Source organism: Micromonospora sp. WMMD708 (assembly GCF_049315245.1).
GTDB classification, from domain to species: Bacteria; Actinomycetota; Actinomycetes; order Mycobacteriales; family Micromonosporaceae; genus Micromonospora; species Micromonospora wenchangensis.
In genome coordinates this window covers 3,476,283-3,494,896 of the sequence record NZ_CP186060.1, presented here as the reverse complement: position 1 = coordinate 3,494,896, position 18,614 = coordinate 3,476,283, and the positions used below count along the sequence as shown (strand labels likewise).

The window sequence follows — 18,614 nt, the reverse complement described above, 5'->3', positions numbered from 1 at the left end:
CTGCCCTGAAGGAGCTGTTCCGATGACGTTCACGAGCCTGTCCCAGTACGCGGCGGCCTATCTGTTCGCCCGCCTCCCGATGGCCCCCGATCCGGGACCCGGCAGCGGAATCAACCCCAAGCCCGGCGCCCCGGGCCAGTTGACCACCCTGGTGAACAAGCTGTTGGGCCTGATCGCCTGGGCGGGCACGGCCGCCGGGGTGGCCGGGGTACTGATCACCGGCACGATGATGGCGATCTCGGTGAAGCGGGGCGAGAGTTCCGAGCACATGTCCCGCCTCGGCCTGGTGCTGGGCGGCTGCATCCTGGTCGCCGTCGCGGGTCCGTTGGCCAACTTCTTCCTCGGTGGTGGCGGCACCACCGAGGGCCAGCCGCAGTGACCGGCGGGCGAGGCCGCTCCCCGGCGGACCCGCCGTTCTGGACCGAACGGGGCTGGCTGCTGTCCGTCGCGTTCCTCGCCGGCATGGCGCTGCTGGCGGCGGGGGTCTGGGTGTCCGGGGTGACCCGGCAGACGTCTGTCGACCCGGTGGCCCGCGCCGCCGCCGAGGCGCAGGTGGCGCAGTGTCCACCCCGGCCGGTGGTGGCGTCCGGGCCGGCGGTGCCCCCCGACGACGTGGCGTGGCGGACCCTCGACGGCGGCGACCGGGTGCCGGTCTCCGCGACGCAGGGGCCGTCGCGCACCGCCGACGGGGTGCTGGGCTGCTTCGCGCACACCCCGATCGGTGCGGTGCTGGCGGCGCATGCCGTGCCCACCCAGCTGGCCGGGCCCGCCTGGCGGACGGTGGCCGACCGGCAGGTGCTGCCGGGGCCGGGCCGCGACGTGCTGGTGGCCCGGCTGGAGGCCGCCGCCGGGGTGGTCACCAGCCGGGGCGGCGGCAGCTACGCGGGTTTCGCCCTGTCCCGGTACGCGGCCGACGCCGCCCGGGTGCAGTTGCTGGTCAAGACCGGTGCCGGGGGCTACGTGGCGACCCTGGTCGAGCTGCGCTGGGACGCCGGCGACTGGAAGGTGACGCCGTCGCGGGCCGGCGTGGTGCACGCCTCGCTCGGCACGGTCACCGGCAGCGCCGGCTACACCCTCTGGAGGAAGTAGATGGGCGGGTGTTCACCTCCCAGTCCGCTGGACATCATCACCGGCTTCTTCTCGTTCCTCGGTGACCCGATCGGCACCCTGGTCCGGATGATCGCCAACCTGATGCTGGCCGCCGCGATCTCGATCTTCGCCGAGCTGAGCGCCTCGGTGCCGACGCTGGGCACCACGACCGAGGGCGGTCCGGACGACGTACCGAGTCTGATCAGCGACCAGATCGAGTGGGTCGTGACCTACCTGGCGATCGGGTCGGTGCTGTTCGCCGCCGCCCGGATGGCGATGGAACGCAAGGGCACCGCCGGGCGGACCGCTCTGCAGGGTTTCCTGCGGGTCATCCTGGTCGCCGGGGCCGGTTCGTGGGTGGTGGGCCGGGCGGCCAGCCTCTCCGACGGCTTCTCCGACCATCTGCTCAAGTCGGCGGCCATGCAGGTGATCATGGGTGTGCCGTGTGTGGACAACGGCTCCTCCATCGAGTCGTTCCTGCTGCTGGTGCTGGCCTTCCTGCTGCTGATCGCCGCCATCGTGCACGTGCTGATGCTCTACCTGCGGCTGGGCGTGATGACCATCATGCTCGGTACGCTGCCGCTGGCCGCCGCCGCGTCGATGACGAACTGGGGCGCCGGCTGGTGGCGCAAGCACATCGGTTGGACGGTGGCCTGGCTGCTCTACAAGCCCGCCGTCGGTCTGATCATGTTCTCCGGCGCGGAGATGCTCGCCGTCGGCAGCCGCACCCAGAACTCCTCGCACATCCGCATCGCCGGCATCGGTGTGCTGCTGCTGTCGGCGATCGCCCTGCCGGCACTGCTCAAGATCGTGGTACCGGCCACGGCGGCGCTGGGCACCGGCGACCCGACCGGCACCGCCGTCTCGGCCGCGGGCGGCATGGTCGCCTCCGGCGCGAAACGGGTCGCCGGGTCCGCCCTGTCCTCCGGCGGTGCAGGGGGCGGTGGCGCGCCGTCCGGGGCCCGCGGGCCGCAGGGCAGCCGGGGCGACAGCGGCCGGCAGGGACCGTCCGGCGGCGAGGGCCGCACCGGCCGGAACGCGGGCGGCTCCGCCGGCTCCGCGGCGGCGGCAAGTTCCGCCGCCCGGCTGGCCGGGCCGGTCGGGGCGGCGATCGACGGGGCGCACCGGGCGGCCCGCGCCGGCCGGAGCATGGCGGCCGGCACCGTGTCGGGCGCGGACGGCGACGCCGGCCACAACTGACAGTGCGCTGCGACGGCCGGCCGGCCGTCGCCCGGGTGAGACGAGGGGGAGGCAATGACGACCGAAGCCGCCATCGAACCGACGTACGGCAACTGGCGTCGGCCACGCCGGGCCGGGCTGGGTCCGCTCGGCCTGGTCGGCACGGTCGGAGTGTTCGGCGGGCTGGTGCTGGTGCTGCTGGCCTCGCTGGCGTCGCTGCAGGCGGCGTTCGTGGTCGGCGTGCCGCTGGTGGTGGCGCTGCTGCCGATGGCCGTACGCACCCAGGACGGCCGCAACATGTACCAGCTCCTGACGTTGCGGATCGGCTGGTCGCGTCGGGTGTCCCGGCGCGAGCACCTGTACGTCTCCGGGCCGCTCTCGGCGCGACCGGGTGGCCGGTTCCCGCCGCCCGGCCTGCTCAGCGGGGTGCTCGCCCGGGAGGGTCGGGACGCCTACGACAGACCGTTCGGGGTGCTGCACCACAAGAGCCGCAACCTCTACACGATCGTGCTGCGGTGTGAGCCCGACGGCGGGTCGCTGGTCGACCCGGAGCAGGTCGACACGTGGGTGTCGCTGTGGGGGGAGTGGCTGTCCCGGCTCGCCCACGAGCCGGGGCTACGGGGGGCGTCGGTGGTGGTGGAGACCGCCCCGGACCCGGGCACCCGGCTCGCGGCGGAGGTGCTGCCCCGGTTGGACGCCGCCGCTCCCGCCGCCGCCCGCGCGGTGCTGGAGGAGGTGGTCGAGGACTACCCGTCGGCGTCGTCGGAGATGAACTCCTACATCACCCTCACCTACGCCCCGGTGGGTGGGCCGCGACGCGATCCGGAGGACGTGGTCACCGACCTGGCCATCCGGGTGCCGAGCCTGCTGACCGGGCTGATCGGGGCCGGTGGGGGTGTCGCCGAGCCGCTGTCCGCCGAGCAGATCGCCGAGGTGGTCCGGGTGGCGTACGACCCGGCCTGCGCCGCCGAGGTGCTCAGCGTCCGGGCCGAGCACGGGCAGACCGGGCTGGAGTGGGCCGACTGCGGGCCGGTCGCCGCGGTCGAGTCGGTGGACGCCTACCAGCACGACTCGGGGGTGTCCCGGACCTGGCTGCTCACCCTGGCCCCCCGGGGCACGGTGCGCTCCAGCGTGCTGCGCACCATGCTCGACGCGTCCGCCGGCACCCGCCGCAAGCGGGTGGCGCTGCTCTACCGGCCGATCGACCCGGCGACCTCGGCCCGCATCGTCGAGGCCGACCGGCGTACGGCGCAGTTCATGGCCACCTCCGGGCGGGGCATGGTGCAGGCGCGGGCCGCCGCCGAGGTCCGCGCCGCCGAGCAGGCCGCCGCCGAGGAGGCCACCGGCGCGGGGCTGGTGGAGTTCTCGCTGATGCTCACCGTCACCGTCGACGACCGGTCCCAGCTCGACGACGCGTCGGTGCTGGTCCGCAACATGACCGGGGCGACCCGGATCGCGATGCGGCCGGCCCACCGGATGCAGGCGGCGGCGTTCACCTGCACCCTGCCGGCCGGAATCCTTCCGTGGGAGCAGACCGTGCTGCCACACGAACTCCAGGAGGCGATGTGAGCGGCGCACCGGACGGGCTCGGGGCAGGCTGGCCGGCCGGGACCTCGGGGGCGCGGACCGCGCTGACCGGGCTGGTCGGCGACCCGGACGACGGGGCCCCCGTACCGCCGAAGAACACCCGGCCGCCCCGGCCCCGCCGGGAGCTGCCCCCCTCGGCGCGGGGGTGGGAGGGGCCCGGTGGCGGGCGGGTCGGCTACCTCGACGCGCCCACCATGTGGCGGGCCACCACCGTGCAGGCGTGCGGGCTGTGGCCGTTCTCGGCAGGCTCGGGGGCGCCGATGTCCGGGGTGCCGCTGGGCCAGCACCTCTACACCGGCGCCACGGTCTGCGGCGATCCGATCTCCTGGTTCACCCGGGCCCGCTACATCTCCAACCCGTCGCTGTTCATGCTGGGCATGCCCGGCCTGGGCAAGTCGACCCTGATCAACCGGATGGCGGTGGGCCTGGCCGCGACCGGGGTGGTGCCGCTGGTCCTCGGCGACCTCAAGCCGGACTACGCGGACACGGTCCGTGCCCTCGGCGGGCAGGTGATCCCGATCGGGCGCGGCGTGGGCGGGATCAACGTGCTGGACCCGGGGGCGATGGGGCTGGCCGCCGAGCGGATCGGCGGCCGGGCCGGCCGGGCGCTGGCCGCCGAGACGCACGGCCGGGTGCTGAACATGGTGGCGGCGCTGCTGACCATCGTGCGCGGTCGGGCCCTGGACGACCACGAACAGTCGGTGCTCTCGGCCTGCCTGCGGCACCTGCGCGAACACACCCCGCAGGGCCGGGCCCCGCTGCTGCCGGACCTGCTGCGGGTGCTGGAGGAGGGGCCGGACCGGGTCCGTGCGGTGACCCTGGACCGGGGCCAGGAGAGCCGCTACCGCGACGCGGTGGACCCGCTGCACCGCTCGCTGCTGGGCATCCTCGACGGGGCGTTGGGCGACACCTTCGGCTCGACCACCTCCACCCGGATCGACCCCGACGCACCGGCGGTGTGCATCGACATCTCCCGCATCGGCGAGTCCGACACCCAGCTCACCGCGGCGGCGATGCTGGCCGCCTGGTCCGAGGGGCTGGGCACGGTCGCCGCCTCGCACGCCCTGGCCGACGCCGGCCTGGCCCCACGCCGCTGGTTCTTCACCATCCTGGACGAGTTGTGGCGGCCGCTGCGGGCGGCCTCCGGCATCGTCGACCGGATCGACGCGTTGACCCGGCTCAACCGGTCGCTCGGCCTCGGCGATGCCAAGATCACCCACACCCTCAAGGACGCCGAGGCGTTGGGCTCCGACGCCGACCGGGCCAAGGCGCGTGGTTTCGTGGAACGGGCCGGGATCGTCGCCTGCGCCGGACTGCCGGCGGCGGAGATGACCGACCTGGGCCGGGTGATCGGCCTGTCCAAACGGGAGATCGAGCTGGTCTCCTCCTGGTCGTCGCCGCCGGGCTGGGCGAGCACCGGCAGCAACGAGGAGCCACCCGGACGGGGCCGGTTCCTGATCAAGGTGGGTGGCAGGCCCGGCATCCCGATCCGGGTGTCCATCACCGACACCGAACGGCGGCTGCACGACACCAACCAGCGCTGGGTGCAGAACGGCTACGCCGCCCAGCAGGCCGCCGAGCGGGCGGCGGCCCGGCAGGCGGTCTTCGAGGCCGAGGCGGAACTGGGCAACCTGACCACCCGGCCGGAACTGGCCGCCGACGGGGTCGCCGCCGGCGAGCGGGGGTGGCGGGCGTGAACCGGATGTCGTCGGGCGCGCCCCGGGGGGCGGACCTGTTCTTCTGGGCCTTCTGCCTGGTGGTCCTCGCCAACGCGGCGCTGTTCACGGTCGCCTGGCTGGGCGGCACCCTGGGCGCCGCGGTGACCGGGCACGGCTGGCATCCGCCGCCGTTCACGCTCGGCGCGTACCTGGCGCTGGTCTCCGGGGACACCGGGGCCCTCTGGCCCGGCGCGTCGCCGTATCCGGTCTACGCCGGGATGCTGGTGGTGGCGCTGCTGCTGGTGGTGCCGGGGGTGCTCGCCGGACGCCGGCTGCTGGACCTGCGCGGGCGCGGTGTCGGGCTGGCCCGGGTGCGTGACCTGGCCCCGCTGACCCCCGCCGGGATCGCGGCCCGCGCCCGGGAGCTGCGTCCCTCGCTGGCCGGGGTACGGCAGCTCAGCCCGGACGACACCGGCAACCTGCTCGGTGACCTGTCACCCAACGGCCCGGAGCTGCGCTCCTCCTTCGAGGACGTGGAGCTGGACCTGATGGCCCCCCGGGCCGGCAAGTCCACCGGCATCGCGGTGCCCCGGGTGCTGCGGGCCCGGGGCGCGGTGCTGCTCACCTCCAACAAGTCCGACGTGTACGCGGTGACGCGCGCCGAACGGGAACGCGTCGGTACGGTGTGGACGTTCGACCCGCAGGGCATCGCCCACGTGCCCCGGCAGATGTGGTGGGACATCCTCGCCGACTGTACGAGCATCGAGGGGGCCCGCCGGTTGGCCGGGCACTTCGTGGCGTCGGTCAACGACGACACCGCCAAGAAGGACTTCTGGATCTCGGCGGCGCAGAACACCCTGACCGCGCTCTTCCTGGCCGCCGCCCGGGGGCGGGCACCCGTCGCCGAGCTGCTCGGCTGGCTGGCCGACCCGGCCGACCGCACCCCGATCGACCTGCTGCGCGACGCCGGGCTGCCGGCGATGGCCGAGCAGCTCCAGGGCACCGTACGCGGGGCGGTGGAGACCCGCGACGGCATCTACGAGACGGCCCGGCAGTGCGTGGCGTGCCTGCTCGACCCGGAGATCCTGGCCTGGGTGTCGCCGGACCCGTACCTGCCGCAGTTCCGCCCGGAGCGGCACGTGCTCGGCCGGGACACCCTCTTCCTGCTCTCCAAGGACGGGGGCGGCTCGGCCGCCGGGGTGATCGCCGGCCTCGCCGACGCGACCCTGCGGGCGGGGGTGGTGGCCGCCGAACGGATGGGCGGCCGGCTCGACCCCCCGATGACGGCGGTGCTGGACGAGGCGGCGAACGTGTGCCGGATCTCCGACCTACCCGACCTCTACTCGCACCTGGGGTCGCGGGGGATCAACGTGGTCACCCTGTTGCAGAGCTACCGACAGGGGTCCCGGGTGTGGGGCGAGGCCGGGATGGACGCGCTGTGGGGCGCAGCCACCATCAAGCTGCTCGGTGCGGGCCTCGACGACGCCGACTTCGTGGAGAAGGTCTCCAAGCTGGTCGGGCAGCACGACGTGAGCACGGTCAGCGTCTCGCGCAGCCGGGACGGCTCGTCCCGGTCCACCTCGTACCGGCAGGAGCACGTGCTGCCGCCGGACCGGATCCGGGCCCTGCCGAAGGGGACCGCGCTGCTGCTCGCCACCGGCATCCGGCCGGCGGTGATCACGCTGCGGCCCTGGTACAAGGAGCCGGACGCGGCGCGGATCTCGGCGCAGGCCCGGCAGGAGGTCGCGGCGATCACCGAACGGGCCGCCGGCAAGGCCACCGCGACCCCGTGGCGGGAAGACCGGCGAGAAACCCCCGCCGTCGGCTGAACCGGCCCGCCGGGCCGGTCGTAAAGAGCGTGTCAACCGCTTGTCGAGCATCAGGGAGCCCAGGTGTCCTCACCCCATCAGCCGCCACCGGGCGGGACCGGAAGTCCCACCGGCAGCGAGAGTTACAGCGTCCACTACCCGCCCACCGAGAGCGGGTACGGGCAGATCAGTTACTCACCGAGCGTCTACAGCCAGGCCAGTAACCCGCAGGTCAGCTACACCCCCAGCAACTACAGCCAGGACGCCCCGAGCACCTCGTCCATGCCGTCGGGCTACGGCCAGTACAGCGCGGCCGACTACCAGGCCGAGGTGGTCCAGCCGTACAGCACATCGACCTCCTCGGGGCGCAGCAGCCCCGGCCCCGGCGACTCGATCAGCGTCGAGTGGAACGAGGGGGAGACCAGCGAGCACTCGCTGGACAGCCAGAACCGGGTGATGACCTGGGCGCAGCAGGCCGGCAGGTGGATCTACGAGAACGACGAGAAGATCGTCAACTTCGTGTCGCTGGTCGCGTCGCCCGGGGTGCAGGGCGCCGCCGGGCTGCGGGGCAACGCGGTGGCCAACAGCGTGGGCCTGGCCCTGGCCGCCGGCCCCGGCATGTACGTGGTGGGCAAGGAGGTGGTCAACTCGTTGCGCAACGGCCAGCAGGGTGACCTGGTCCGGGCCGCCTACGGCGCGGTGGCCGCTGCCGGCGCGATCACCTGGGGGGTCGGCTACGCGCCGGGACAGGACACCACGGCCGGCAACTCGGGAGCCATCGTGCACGGTGCGGGCTCCGCGTTCATGGTCACCCGGGGCCCCCGGGAACAGCCGAGGCGTTCCCGGCAGGACACGGAGTCCCGGGGAGACGTCGCCGACACCGCCAGTTCGCACCGCAGGGGCGGTGCCACCTCCCGTAACCACACGTCGCGGACCCACACCTCCCGCACCAGCGGCCGCGACAGCGGCTCGTCGCACGAGCCGGTGAACCGGCGCAACGGGTCCGACCGTACCCGCGACCACCACCGGCGCAGCGGCGGTGGCAGCAGCGGTGGTGGCGGGGGTGTCGTCCGGTAGGTCACGCCTGCCGGGAGCGGCCAGGTCGGGGTGCCGCCGCGTCCAGGGACGTGGACCGGCGGCACCCCGACGGCGTGGTGGGTGGACGGGCACACCCCGACCCTCCACCCACCACCCGCACCGGCCGTGGCCGGTCTGCCGGCCCGCTCCGCCGGGGCGGGCCGGCAGCGGTTCATCCGGCCGGCAGGGTGAACCGCCAGCGTCGTGCGCGCAGCACGGGCGCGACCCGGTCGACCGCCGCGACGCTCTGGCTGCGGTCCCCGCCACCGTCGTGCAGCAGCACCACCGCGCCGGGGGTGACCCCGTCGAGCAGCCGACGGACGAGTTCGTCGGTGCCCGGCGGCTCCCAGTCCCCGACGGCCAACCGCCAGCCGAGCGGTCGCATGCCCAGCGCGGCGGCCACCGCCGGGGTCGCACCCCAGGCCCCGTAGGGGGCCCGGAAGTACCGGACCCGGGCCGTCGGCACGGCCCGCCGGATGGCCTCGTTGGTCTCCCGCAGATCCGCCTCGATCCGCTCGGCCGACCAGGTGGTCATGTCGTCGTGGTGCATGCTGTGGTTGCCCAGGTGGTGGCCGTCGGCCACGATCCTGCGTACCACCTCGGGATGGGCCTCGACCTGCCCGCCGCAGAGGAGGAACACGGCCGCGATCCGGTGCCGCCGCAGGACGGTGAGCAGGCGCGGGGTGTCGGCGGGGTTCGGGCCGTCGTCGAAGGTGAGGCTGACCGTCCGCCCGCCGCCCCGGGCCGTGTCGAGGATGTCGGCACCCACCGGCCGGCCTACCGGCGCGGCTTCGGCGTCGCGCGCATCCGCACGTACGGCGGTCCGGCGTAGATCAGGTCGGCCTTCATCACCTGGTACGCCCGCTTGGGCTGGTAGTTCTCGTCGTAGATGGTGGCCAGGCCCTGCGGCGGGTCGTCGAAGGTGCCGGGTACCCAGGAGTGCCGGTCGGTGAAGCCCCAGACGGTGAACGACAGGCAGCGCGGCTCGGCCAGGCAGGCCTGCAACAGCACGTGGAAGTTCGCCGCGGACGCCTGGAGCCGGGGGTTGATCTCCTCCGAGTCGCCGGCCTGCACCCCGTCGGTCAGCCGGCTGCGCACGTCGACCTCGGTGAACGCGGTGGACAGTCCCAGCCCGGCGAACCGGTGCAGCGCGTCGGCGACCTGGAGGGTGTCGTAGTTGCCGTACTGGGTGCCCAGGTGACCCTGGCTGCCGACCCCGTCGACCGGCACGCCCCGGGCCAGCAGGCCCTTGACCATGTCGTAGACGAACTGGGTCTTGTCGTTGGCCGGGTCACCGGAGCCGAACGCCTCGATGTTGTAGTCGTTGTAGAACAGCAGGGCGGTCGGGTCGGCGGCGCGCGCCCAGCGGAACGCGTCCGCCACGTAGCCGGGGCCGAGGTGTTCGGCCCAGAACCCCTTGTAGTGCAGGGTGGACGGGGTGTCCCAGGGGTCACTGACGGCCTCGTTGACGACGTCCCACTGCCAGATCTTGCCCCGGTAGCGGCTGGCGACGGTGGTGATGTGCCTGCGCAGGATCGACCGCAGCTCGGTGTTGTCGATGGAGCCGTCGGCCACCCCGTCGGTGAGCCACTTGGGCAGCTGGCTGTGCCACACCAGCACGTGACCCCGGACCTTCTGGCCGTTGCGCCGGGCGGTGGCGACGAGTTCGTCGGCCGCCGACCAGTCGTAGCTGCCCCGGGTCGGTTCCAGGGACTCCCACTTCATCACGTTCTCGGCGGTGACCGTGGAGAACTCGTCGCGCACGATCTCGCGGTAGCGGGGTTCGGCGGGGTCGGCGAGGGCGGCCATGTCGACCGCGGTGCCGACGTACAGGCCGTGGCGCTGGCCCAGGGCGCGCAGGCTCTGCGCGGTCGGGTCGTACGGCCGTTCGGCGGCGGCCGGTACGGCGTTCAACACGCCGGCGGTCGCGACGGCGACCAACCCGGCGGCCATCCACCGTCTGAGCATCATCTGCGTTCCTTTCCCGAGGCGCGTCGACGGGTCGACGGCGGCGAGGTGGGCGGGGACGGTACGGCCACCGGTGCGCGCGGGGGAGGGCCGTGCCGGAACCTACCGATAGTCGGCTGTCGATTTCCGGAAGTCGACTGGAACGTTACGAGTGCAGACCCGGCCGGTCAACCATCGATACTTCCGGAACTCCTGGTCACGCTGCCGGTCGTTCCTCGCAACGTTTCGACGCCGACCGGGACCCGGGCACGACCACGACCGGCTCCACCGGAGCCGGTCGTGGTGCGGTCGGGCGTGCTGCGCCGGTCAGTGCTCCCGGTAGGTGGCCCGGTCGAAGTCGGCGTACCCGCCGTCGCCGCCGAGATCCTGCACCCAGAGCCCGAGGAACGCCCCGGTGAACCCCCAGGCGGCCGGCTCGCCGTCGATGATCAGCGCGGCGTGCTCGTCGGAGAGGATGGTCGCGTCCAGCTCGACCGGGAGCTGCTGCCAGCCGGTGCCCAGGTCGTAGCCGAAGCGCACCACCGGCCCGTCGAACTCGGCGCGCAGGCCGACCCGGGTGACGCCGCCGGTGTCCACGGTCAGCTCCGGGTGGGCGGTGCGCCGGCCGTTGTCGGAGCTGAGCAGCTCCAGCACGGTACGGCCGTCGTCCGCGCGGGTCAGGTAGAGGTGGTGCCAGTTCAGGGTGTTGTAGTAGGCGGTGATCCCGGCGAGCTGACGGTGGTCGACCGGGTCGAACTCGACGACGGTCTCCAGGGCGCACCGGGTCGCGCCGACCCGGCGGGCGACCAGGCTGGGGGCCTGCCGCCCCACCGGCGACTGTCCACCGTGGACCCGCAGGTGTGACGGGCGGGACCGCAGGTCGATCCAGTCCGGGGTGGCCGGCCGGCGCAACGTCGACCACGCCGTGCCCAGCTCGTCGGCGTCGAAGTCGTCGGTGTCGGGTTCCGCCGGCCACGGGTGCGCCGGCAGGTCGGGGGCGTCGACCTCGTCGGCGGGTACCCCGCCGGGGATCCGGGGCCAGCCGCCCGCGGGCCACTCGACCCGCTGGATCGCGGTCTCCCGGCCCAGCACGCAGCTACCCAGCGGGGAGTAGGGGCGACCGACCAGGTGGGCGAGGTACCACCCGCCGTCGGGGGTGCGGACCAGGCTGCCGTGGCCGGCCTTCTGCAACCGCAGGTCGGGTCGGCCGACCGAGGTCAGCAGCGGGCCGCCCGGGTCCACCTCGTACGGTCCGAACAGCTCGCGGGAGCGGGCCACGGTGACCTGGTGCTCCCAACTCGTGCCGCCCTCCGCGGTGATCAGCCAGTACCAGCCGTCGTGGCGGTAGAGGTGCGGGCCCTCGGTGACCCCGACCGGGGTGCCGGTGAACAAGATGCGCGGCCGGCCGACCAGCCGGCGCGCCGCCCGGTCGTACTGCTGGATCTCGATGCCGCCGAAGCGGTCCCGGCCGGGCCGCCAGTCGGCGCTCATGGCCAGCAGCCAGGTGGTGCCGTCGTCGTCGTGGAACAGCGCGGCGTCGAAGCCGCGCCCGTGCAGCTTCACCGGGTCCGACCAGGGACCGGTGATGTCGGGTGCGGTGATCAGGAAGTTCTGCGGGTCCCAGTAGCCGCTGGCGAAGCTGGCCACGTCGCTGTAGACGAGGTGGAACTGCCCGTCGTGGTAGGTCAGGTCGGGGGCCCACACGCCGTTGGAGTCGCCGCAGCCGCGCAGGTCGAGCAGGCGGCGTTCGGTGATGATCCCGCCGAGCGGTCGCCAGTGCACCAGGTCGCGCGAGTGGTGCAGGCGGACCCCGGGATACCACTCGAACGTCGAGGTGGCCAGGTAGTAGTCGTCGCCGACCCGCAGGATCGACGGATCCGGGTGGAACCCGGCGAGGACGGGATTGCGGATCGACCGGGCAGCGGTCGCCACTTCAGCGGTGTCGGTCGACACGTGCACTCCTCGGGCAGCTCTCGAAACTTTCGGAATCAGGGCCGTAGTCGGTGAAGCCCTGCACACGCTAGCCGTTTTCGCCGCGATAGGACAGAGGGCTTGACCCGCGTGGAAACAACTCGTAGCGTGCCCGCCATCGATCGGTAATACCGGCGACGCTCTGAAAGTTCCGGAGATACACGTTTCGAAACCCGCCGGCCCGGCCGGCGCCCGAGCACCTCGTGAGTCCCTGAAGGGATGGATCATGACAGCGCACCTCTCCCGCAGATCGCTGCTCGGCCTCGTCGGCGCCGGCGCCGGCGCCTACCTGCTCAGCGGCTGCAGCGACGACGCGTCCGACGACCCGGACGCGCCCCAGACGATCAACTGGTGGCACATCCAGAACACCGAGCCGATGCTGCCGGTCTGGGCGGCGGTGGCCCAGGAGTACCAGAGCGCGCACAGCAACGTGAAGATCGAGATCCAGCCGCTGGAGAACGAGGCGTTCAAGGCCAAGCTGACCACCGCCACCCAGGCCGGCTCCCCGCCTGACCTGTTCCAGTCCTGGGGCGGCGGGGTGCTCAAGCAACAGGTCGACGCGGGCCTGGTCAAGGACCTCACCGAGACCATCGCCCCGTGGAAGGACGGCCTGCTGCCGCTGTCGCTGGAGCCGTACACCGTGGACGGCAAGATCTACGGGGTGCCGTTCGACATCGGCATGGTCGGCTTCTGGTACAACAAGGACCTCTTCGCCAAGGCGCAGATCGCCGCGCCGCCGGCCACCTGGGCCGAGCTGCTCGACGTGGTCCGCAAGCTCAAGGCCGCCGGGATCACCCCCGTGGCGCTGGCCGGCAAGGACAAGTGGCCGGCCCACTTCTACTGGGCCTACCTGTCCATGCGCATCGGCGGTCTGGGCGCACTCCAGCAGGCCGCCAAGGACAAGAACTTCGAGACCCCGGACTTCGTGGCCGCCGGCGAGCGGTTCAAGGAGCTGATCGACCTTCAGCCGTTCCAGAAGGGCTTCCTCGGCGCCGAGTACGGCTCCCCGGACGGCCAGGCCGCCACCATGGGCAACGGCGGTGCGGCGCTGGAGCTGATGGGGCAGTGGGCGCCGTCGGTGCAGGCGTCCAGCTCGACCAGCAAGAAGGGGCTCGGCGACAAGCTTGGCTTCTTCCCGTTCCCGGCCGTCGACGGCGGCAAGGGTTCGGCCACCGAGGTCTTCGGCGGTGGCAACGGCTTCGCTGTCGGCAAGGACGCCCCGCCGGCCACCATGGACTTCCTCAAGACCCTGCTCAGCGTCGACGTGCAGCGTCGCAGCACCAAGACCGGCGCGGTGCTGCCCACGGTCAAGGAGGCCACCGACGCCATCGCCGACCCGAACGCCAAGGTCGTCGCGCAGACGCTGGCCGCCGCCACCGGCTTCCAGCTCTACCTGGACCAGGCGTACCCGCCGGCCGTCGGCCAGCAGGTCAACGACAGCGTCGCCGCCTTGGTCGCCGGCAGCAAGTCACCCGCGCAGATCCTCAAGGACATCACCCAGGTGGCGAAGACCCAGTAGTGACGTCCCACCCCCACCGATCACCAGCCGCCGGCGAGAACTGAGTGGAGCAGGCATGACCACGCCATCGATCCTGTCGAACGCGGGACCCGGCGGCCGAGTGACCGAACCGTCGGGGCCGGGGCCGGGCGGCGTACGCCGTACCGGCCGCCGGCCCCGGCCGGGCCGCCGCCGTGCCCTGGCCGTCTTCCTCACCCCGTCCCTGTTGCTGTTCCTGCTGCTGGTGCTGACCCCCATCGTGGTGGCCGGCTACGCCAGCCTCTACAAGTGGAACGGCTTCGGGCTGCCCGAGAACTTCATCGGGCTGGACAACTACACCCGCGCCTTCGGCGATCCGGTGTTCCGGGGCGACCTGTGGCACGGACTCGTGCTGATCGTGCTCTCCCTGGTCGTCCAGCTGCCGGTCGCGATGGGCCTGGCGATGCTGCTCAACCAGCCGCTGCGGGGTCGCGCCATCTACCGGGTGATCTTCTTCGCCCCGTACGTGCTCTCCGAGGTCACCACCGCGGTCCTGTTCAACCTGGTGTTCTCGCCCAACCGGGGGTTCGGTGACGCGATCTCCCGGTTTCTGGGTGCCGACGCGGGAGCGGTCTTCGCCGACCCGGACACCGTCCTGTACGCCGTCTTCCTGGTGGTCTCCTGGAAGTACTTCGGCCTCTACATGATCCTCTTCCTGGCCGCCCGGCAGAACATCCCCAAGGAGCTCAACGAGGCGGCGGTCACCGACGGGGCCAACGCGTGGCAGGCGTTCCGGCTCGTGACCCTGCCGCTGCTCGGGCCGACCATCCGGATCAGCGTGTTCCTGTCGGTCATCGGCACCATCCAGCTGTTCGACATGGTCTGGGTACTCACCGGCGGTGGGCCGATCCACGCCTCGGAGACCATGGCCGTGACGATGTTCCAGTTCGGCTTCCGCCGCTTCGAGGTCGGCTACGCCAGCGCGATCAGCATCATCATGTTCCTGCTGAGCCTCGTCTTCGCCCTCATCTACCAGCGCATCGTCCTGCGTCGCGACACCGAGGGCGCCCTCACCGTGCAAGGAGACCAGCGATGACCAGCCCGGCGAACCCGGCCCAGCGGGCCCGCCGCCTCCTGCTGCACCTCATCTCCATCGCCGTCGGCACGCTCATCGTGGTGCCGGTCTGGTTCGGGGTGATCGGCGGGTTCAAGGACAACGGGCAGCTCTCCACCAACCCGCTCGGCCTGCCCGACCCGTGGGTGCCGGCCAACTACGTCGAGATCTTCACCGCCGGGGTGTTCTGGCGCAACGTCGGCAACAGCGTTCTGATCGCCGTGGCCAGCACGTTCGTCGTGGTCGCGGCGGCGGCGATGGCCGCGTACGTCTTCGCGCGGTTCGCCTTCCGGGGGCGGGAGTTCCTGGTCACCCTCTTCGCGATCGGGCTGATGTTCCCCTTCGCGGTGGCGATCCTGCCGCTGTTCATCCTGCTGCGCGGGATGGGGCTGCTGGACAACCCGCTCGGGGTGATCCTGCCGCAGGCCGCCTTCGGCCTGCCGATCACCATCATCATCCTGCGGCAGTTCTTCCGGGCCATTCCCGGCGAGGTCGAGGAGGCGGCGACCCTCGACGGCTGCGGTCCCTTCGGGTTCTTCTGGCGGGTGCTGCTGCCGATGGCCCGTCCCGCGCTGGCCACCGTGTCGGTGCTGGCTCTGGTGAGCAGCTGGAACAACTTCATGCTGCCGCTGGTGGTGTTCACCGACCAGAGCTGGTGGACCCTGCCGCTGGGGGTCCAGGCGTTCCAGGGGCAGTACTCCGACGACACCGCGAAGGTGCTCGCCTACGTCGTGCTGTCGATGATCCCGGCGCTGGGCTTCTACGCCATCGCCGAACGTCAGCTCATCGGTGGGCTCTCCGGCAGCGTCAAGGGGTGACCCCGACCTGCTGCGATAGCCTTCTGCGACCGTAGTTCCCCCGACCGAAAGGGCGACCGTGGGCTCCGAGAACGGCAGGAACGTCACCATCGCGATGATCGCGCGGTTGGCGGGCGTCTCCGTGCCCACGGTCTCCCGGGTGATCAACGGCCGGTCCGACGTCGCCCCGCAGACCCGGGAACGGGTGGAGGAGCTGCTCACCCGGCACGGCTACCGTCCCCGCTCGGCGGCGCGACGTACCCAGTCCGCCCTGATCGACCTGGTCTTCAACGACCTGGACAGCCCGTGGGCCGTGGAGATCATCCGTGGGGTGGAGGACGTCGCGCAGGCCAGCGGGGCCGGCACGGTCGTGTCGGCCATCCACCGGCGCACCTCGTCGGCCAAGCAGTGGCTGGACAACATGCGGACCCGATCCACCGAGGGGGTCATCTTCGTGACCTCGATGGTGGAGCCGCCGTTGCAGGCCGAGCTGCGCCGGCTGCGGCTGCCGGTGGTCATCGTCGACCCGGCCGGGGTGGCCCCCCAGGAGGCCCCCACCATCGGCGCCACCAACTGGGCGGGGAGCCTGCGCGCCAACCAGTACCTGCTCGGCCTGGGTCACCGGCGGATCGGCTTCATCGCCGGCCCGCCGCAGCTGATGTGCAGCCGGGCCCGGATGGACGGCTACCGGGCCGCGCTCGACGCCGCCGGCCTCGCCGTCGACGACCGGCTGGTGCGGCCCGGCAACTTCTACCACGAGTCCGGCTACACCGCCGGCATGCACCTGCTGGGCCTGCCCGAACCGCCCACCGCGATCTTCGCCTCCAGTGACCAGATGGCGCTCGGCGTCTACGAGGCGGTCCGCAAGCGTGGCCTGCGGGTGCCCGACGACGTCAGCGTGGTCGGCTTCGACGACCTGCCGGAGGTCCGCTGGTGCTCGCCGCCGCTGACCACGATCCGGCAACCGTTGGCCGAGATGGGCATGTTGGCCGCCCGGACCGTGCTGCGGCTGGCCCGGGGCGAGACGATCGAGAGTCCGCGTATCGAGCTCGCCACCGATCTGGTCGTCCGGGACAGCGCCGCCGCGCCGCGTAGCCGCTGACCCGGACCGCAAACCGGGTCGGTGGTCGGCCGATCGACGCCGGGAGGCGGTCCGTGGCGGCCGGTCGGCCGGCCCCGGAGGGCCCGATCGGACAGCATTGCATCGACAGTCATCGAATGCCAAACTGTTCTGGCGTCGTCACGCCCGGGAGCCGGCGTGACCACTCGTGCGCCGATCCGTCGGACACGCGAGGTGGCCGCGCCACCCCGCGCCGGGCAGTCCGCGACGGTGCCCACCGGTCGGTCGTCCTCGTCCCGTCGGTCGCGCCGTCCGGCGTCCACCCGGCCAGGACAGCCGATGATCGCGCAGCACCTCACCCGCCCACCGCACGGTGGGCGACAGTCCCGGACCCGGCACCCCAGGCCTGTCCCGGCCGCCGGTGCCCCCGCAACCCTCTCGGAGGTACGGATGCTCCGCACGCTCGGCGTGGTGCTGGCGACCACGACCCTGACCCTGGCCGGTTGGGCCGGCACCCTCACCGGGGCCCAGGCCCAGCCGGCGCTCTCGGCCACCCCGCTACCCACCCCCACCTACGCGTGCCCCCCGGCGCTGCCGGTCTCCGGACAGTTCCTGTCGGCCAGCCCCACGAGCATCACCGTCCGGTACTCGATGATCATGACCCCGCCGTGCGGCTACGACCCGCCGATGACCCTGGTCGTCTTCGCCAGCCGGGAGGACGCGACGGCCTGGCTGAACCCGGTCGCCTCGGCGGTGTCCGGCCCGGAACGGCAGGGTGAGATCACGGTCACCGGGCTGACCCCGGACAGCGACTACTGGTACCGGTTCAGCGCCGGGGAGAAGCACGACCCGTACGTCATCAGCGGGCCGGTCCGGACGCTGCCGGCCGGGTCGGCGTCGTGCCGGGCGACGATCACCGTCGACAACCGCTGGACCGGCGGGTTCGCCGCCACGGTCACCGTGCGCAACACCGCCGAGCAGACGCTCAACGGCTGGCAGGTCAGCTGGCGGTGGTACGGCGACGAGCGCATCTCGGCGCTCTGGAACGGCGTGCTCAGCACCTCCGGCACCGACGTCACGGTGCGCAACGCCTCCTGGAACGGCACGCTGGCCCCGGGTGGCAGCACGACGTTCGGCATGCTCGTCTGGACCAACTCGCCGGCCGCGCTGACGCTGAACTGCGGCCGGTGACCGTCGGCCGGCAGGCGACGGCCGTGCCGGCGCGCGGACACACCGCACGGAACCGAGGTTCCCGACCGCGTGCCGCCACCCACCGGGGTTGGCGGCACGCGGTCGGTCCGGCCCGCCACGCGGCGGGTCGTCAGACGGTCAGCGACTGCCTGATCCGCGCGTACTCGGCGGACATCTCCGGCGTGGCCAGGAAGTCGTCGAGCACGGCCGAGACCCGGTAGTCGACCTCCTCGACGGAGCGCAGGGCGAGTTCGTGCAGCTCGCCGCGCCGGTGCTCCTCCAGGTAGCTGGTCCAGTGTTCGAGGGCCGACAGGGCGATCAGTAGGCCGGGGTCCATGTCGCCGTCGGCGAGGATACCCTCGTCGATCCGGTCGAGGTGGGCGCGCAGCTCACTCGCGCCGGCCGTGGCGATCCGTTCCCGCGCGGCGGCCAGCGCCGCCCGGGCGTCCTCGTCCAGGTCGTCCTCGCCGGCCTCGTCGATCAGGTCGGCCTCCAGCAGGCGGGTGACCGTCGCCAGCCCGAAGGCGTGCAGGGCGTCCTCGTCGGCCGTGTCGACCAGCTCACGGATGGCCGCTTCGCACTCGTCGTATCGCACCGGGCCAGGGTAGTGCCCGGTCGGCGGGCCACTGCCGGTGGCCCGCCGACCGGGACGGGAGCCT

16 protein-coding genes are annotated in these 18,614 nt (G+C 72.7%); 12 read left to right on the top strand and 4 right to left on the bottom strand.

Going from position 1 to position 18,614, the window contains the following annotated elements; all coding sequences use genetic code 11:
* The first annotated feature begins 22 nt into the window (after positions 1 to 22).
* From ACN260_RS15390 to ACN260_RS15360, 7 genes are all read left to right on the top strand, one after another.
* Positions 23 to 379 carry a hypothetical protein gene (locus ACN260_RS15390; RefSeq protein WP_422751771.1) on the top strand — a complete coding sequence of 119 codons (357 nt, stop codon included), beginning with the start codon at positions 23 to 25 and terminating at the stop codon, positions 377 to 379.
* On the top strand, positions 376 to 1,089 hold the full coding sequence (locus tag ACN260_RS15385) for a hypothetical protein (protein WP_422751770.1): 714 nt from the start codon (positions 376 to 378) through the stop codon (positions 1,087 to 1,089). The genes ACN260_RS15390 and ACN260_RS15385 overlap by 4 nt, the downstream gene beginning before the upstream one ends.
* Positions 1,090 to 2,289 carry a hypothetical protein gene (locus ACN260_RS15380; protein WP_422751769.1) on the top strand — a complete coding sequence of 400 codons (1,200 nt, stop codon included), beginning with the start codon at positions 1,090 to 1,092 and terminating at the stop codon, positions 2,287 to 2,289.
* Positions 2,290 to 2,343: 54 nt separating this feature from the next.
* Complete coding sequence (locus tag ACN260_RS15375; RefSeq protein ID WP_422751768.1) at positions 2,344 to 3,837, top strand: SCO6880 family protein; 1,494 nt, start codon at positions 2,344 to 2,346, stop codon at positions 3,835 to 3,837.
* Positions 3,834 to 5,552: an ATP/GTP-binding protein gene (locus ACN260_RS15370; RefSeq protein WP_422751767.1), complete on the top strand. Its 1,719-nt coding sequence runs from the start codon at positions 3,834 to 3,836 to the stop codon at positions 5,550 to 5,552. The genes ACN260_RS15375 and ACN260_RS15370 overlap by 4 nt, the downstream gene beginning before the upstream one ends.
* Before the next feature lie 5 nt (positions 5,553 to 5,557).
* A complete protein-coding gene (locus tag ACN260_RS15365; protein ID WP_422756725.1) occupies positions 5,558 to 7,342 on the top strand; it encodes a type IV secretory system conjugative DNA transfer family protein in 1,785 nt (594 codons plus the stop codon).
* A 63-nt stretch (positions 7,343 to 7,405) separates the two neighbouring features.
* Positions 7,406 to 8,398, top strand: coding sequence for a hypothetical protein (locus ACN260_RS15360; protein WP_422751766.1), 993 nt, complete (start codon positions 7,406 to 7,408; stop codon positions 8,396 to 8,398).
* 172 nt (positions 8,399 to 8,570) lie between these two features.
* On the opposite strand, the gene ACN260_RS15355 is transcribed toward ACN260_RS15360, so the two are convergent.
* The 3 genes from ACN260_RS15355 to ACN260_RS15345 all read right to left on the bottom strand — a co-directional run bounded on the left by ACN260_RS15355 (position 8,571) and on the right by ACN260_RS15345 (position 12,298).
* Positions 8,571 to 9,167 (bottom strand): polysaccharide deacetylase family protein, encoded by a 597-nt coding sequence (locus ACN260_RS15355; RefSeq protein WP_422751765.1) that lies wholly within the window; start codon positions 9,165 to 9,167, stop codon positions 8,571 to 8,573.
* 8 nt (positions 9,168 to 9,175) lie between these two features.
* Positions 9,176 to 10,369 (bottom strand): endo-1,4-beta-xylanase, encoded by a 1,194-nt coding sequence (locus ACN260_RS15350; RefSeq protein ID WP_422751764.1) that lies wholly within the window; start codon positions 10,367 to 10,369, stop codon positions 9,176 to 9,178.
* A 303-nt stretch (positions 10,370 to 10,672) separates the two neighbouring features.
* Entirely contained in the window at positions 10,673 to 12,298 is a 1,626-nt protein-coding gene (locus ACN260_RS15345) for a glycoside hydrolase family 43 protein (protein WP_422751763.1), read from the bottom strand.
* A gap of 244 nt (positions 12,299 to 12,542) precedes the next feature.
* Here ACN260_RS15345 and ACN260_RS15340 point away from each other — a divergent pair, with 244 nt between their 5' ends.
* From ACN260_RS15340 to ACN260_RS15320, 5 genes are all read left to right on the top strand, one after another.
* Positions 12,543 to 13,835, top strand: a complete 1,293-nt coding sequence (locus ACN260_RS15340; RefSeq protein ID WP_422751761.1) for an extracellular solute-binding protein — start codon at positions 12,543 to 12,545, stop codon at positions 13,833 to 13,835.
* Between the two features lie 55 nt (positions 13,836 to 13,890).
* Positions 13,891 to 14,889: a carbohydrate ABC transporter permease gene (locus ACN260_RS15335; RefSeq protein WP_422751760.1), complete on the top strand. Its 999-nt coding sequence runs from the start codon at positions 13,891 to 13,893 to the stop codon at positions 14,887 to 14,889.
* Entirely contained in the window at positions 14,886 to 15,725 is an 840-nt protein-coding gene (locus ACN260_RS15330; protein WP_422751759.1) for a carbohydrate ABC transporter permease, read from the top strand. Before ACN260_RS15335 ends, ACN260_RS15330 begins: the two co-directional genes overlap by 4 nt.
* 94 nt (positions 15,726 to 15,819) lie before the next feature.
* On the top strand, positions 15,820 to 16,806 hold the full coding sequence (locus tag ACN260_RS15325) for a LacI family DNA-binding transcriptional regulator (protein WP_422756724.1): 987 nt from the start codon (positions 15,820 to 15,822) through the stop codon (positions 16,804 to 16,806).
* Between the two features lie 408 nt (positions 16,807 to 17,214).
* A complete protein-coding gene (locus tag ACN260_RS15320; protein ID WP_422751757.1) occupies positions 17,215 to 17,955 on the top strand; it encodes a cellulose binding domain-containing protein in 741 nt (246 codons plus the stop codon).
* A gap of 130 nt (positions 17,956 to 18,085) precedes the next feature.
* On the opposite strand, the gene ACN260_RS15315 is transcribed toward ACN260_RS15320, so the two are convergent.
* Entirely contained in the window at positions 18,086 to 18,550 is a 465-nt protein-coding gene (locus tag ACN260_RS15315) for a hypothetical protein (protein ID WP_422751756.1), read from the bottom strand.
* Positions 18,551 to 18,614 lie beyond the last annotated feature (64 nt).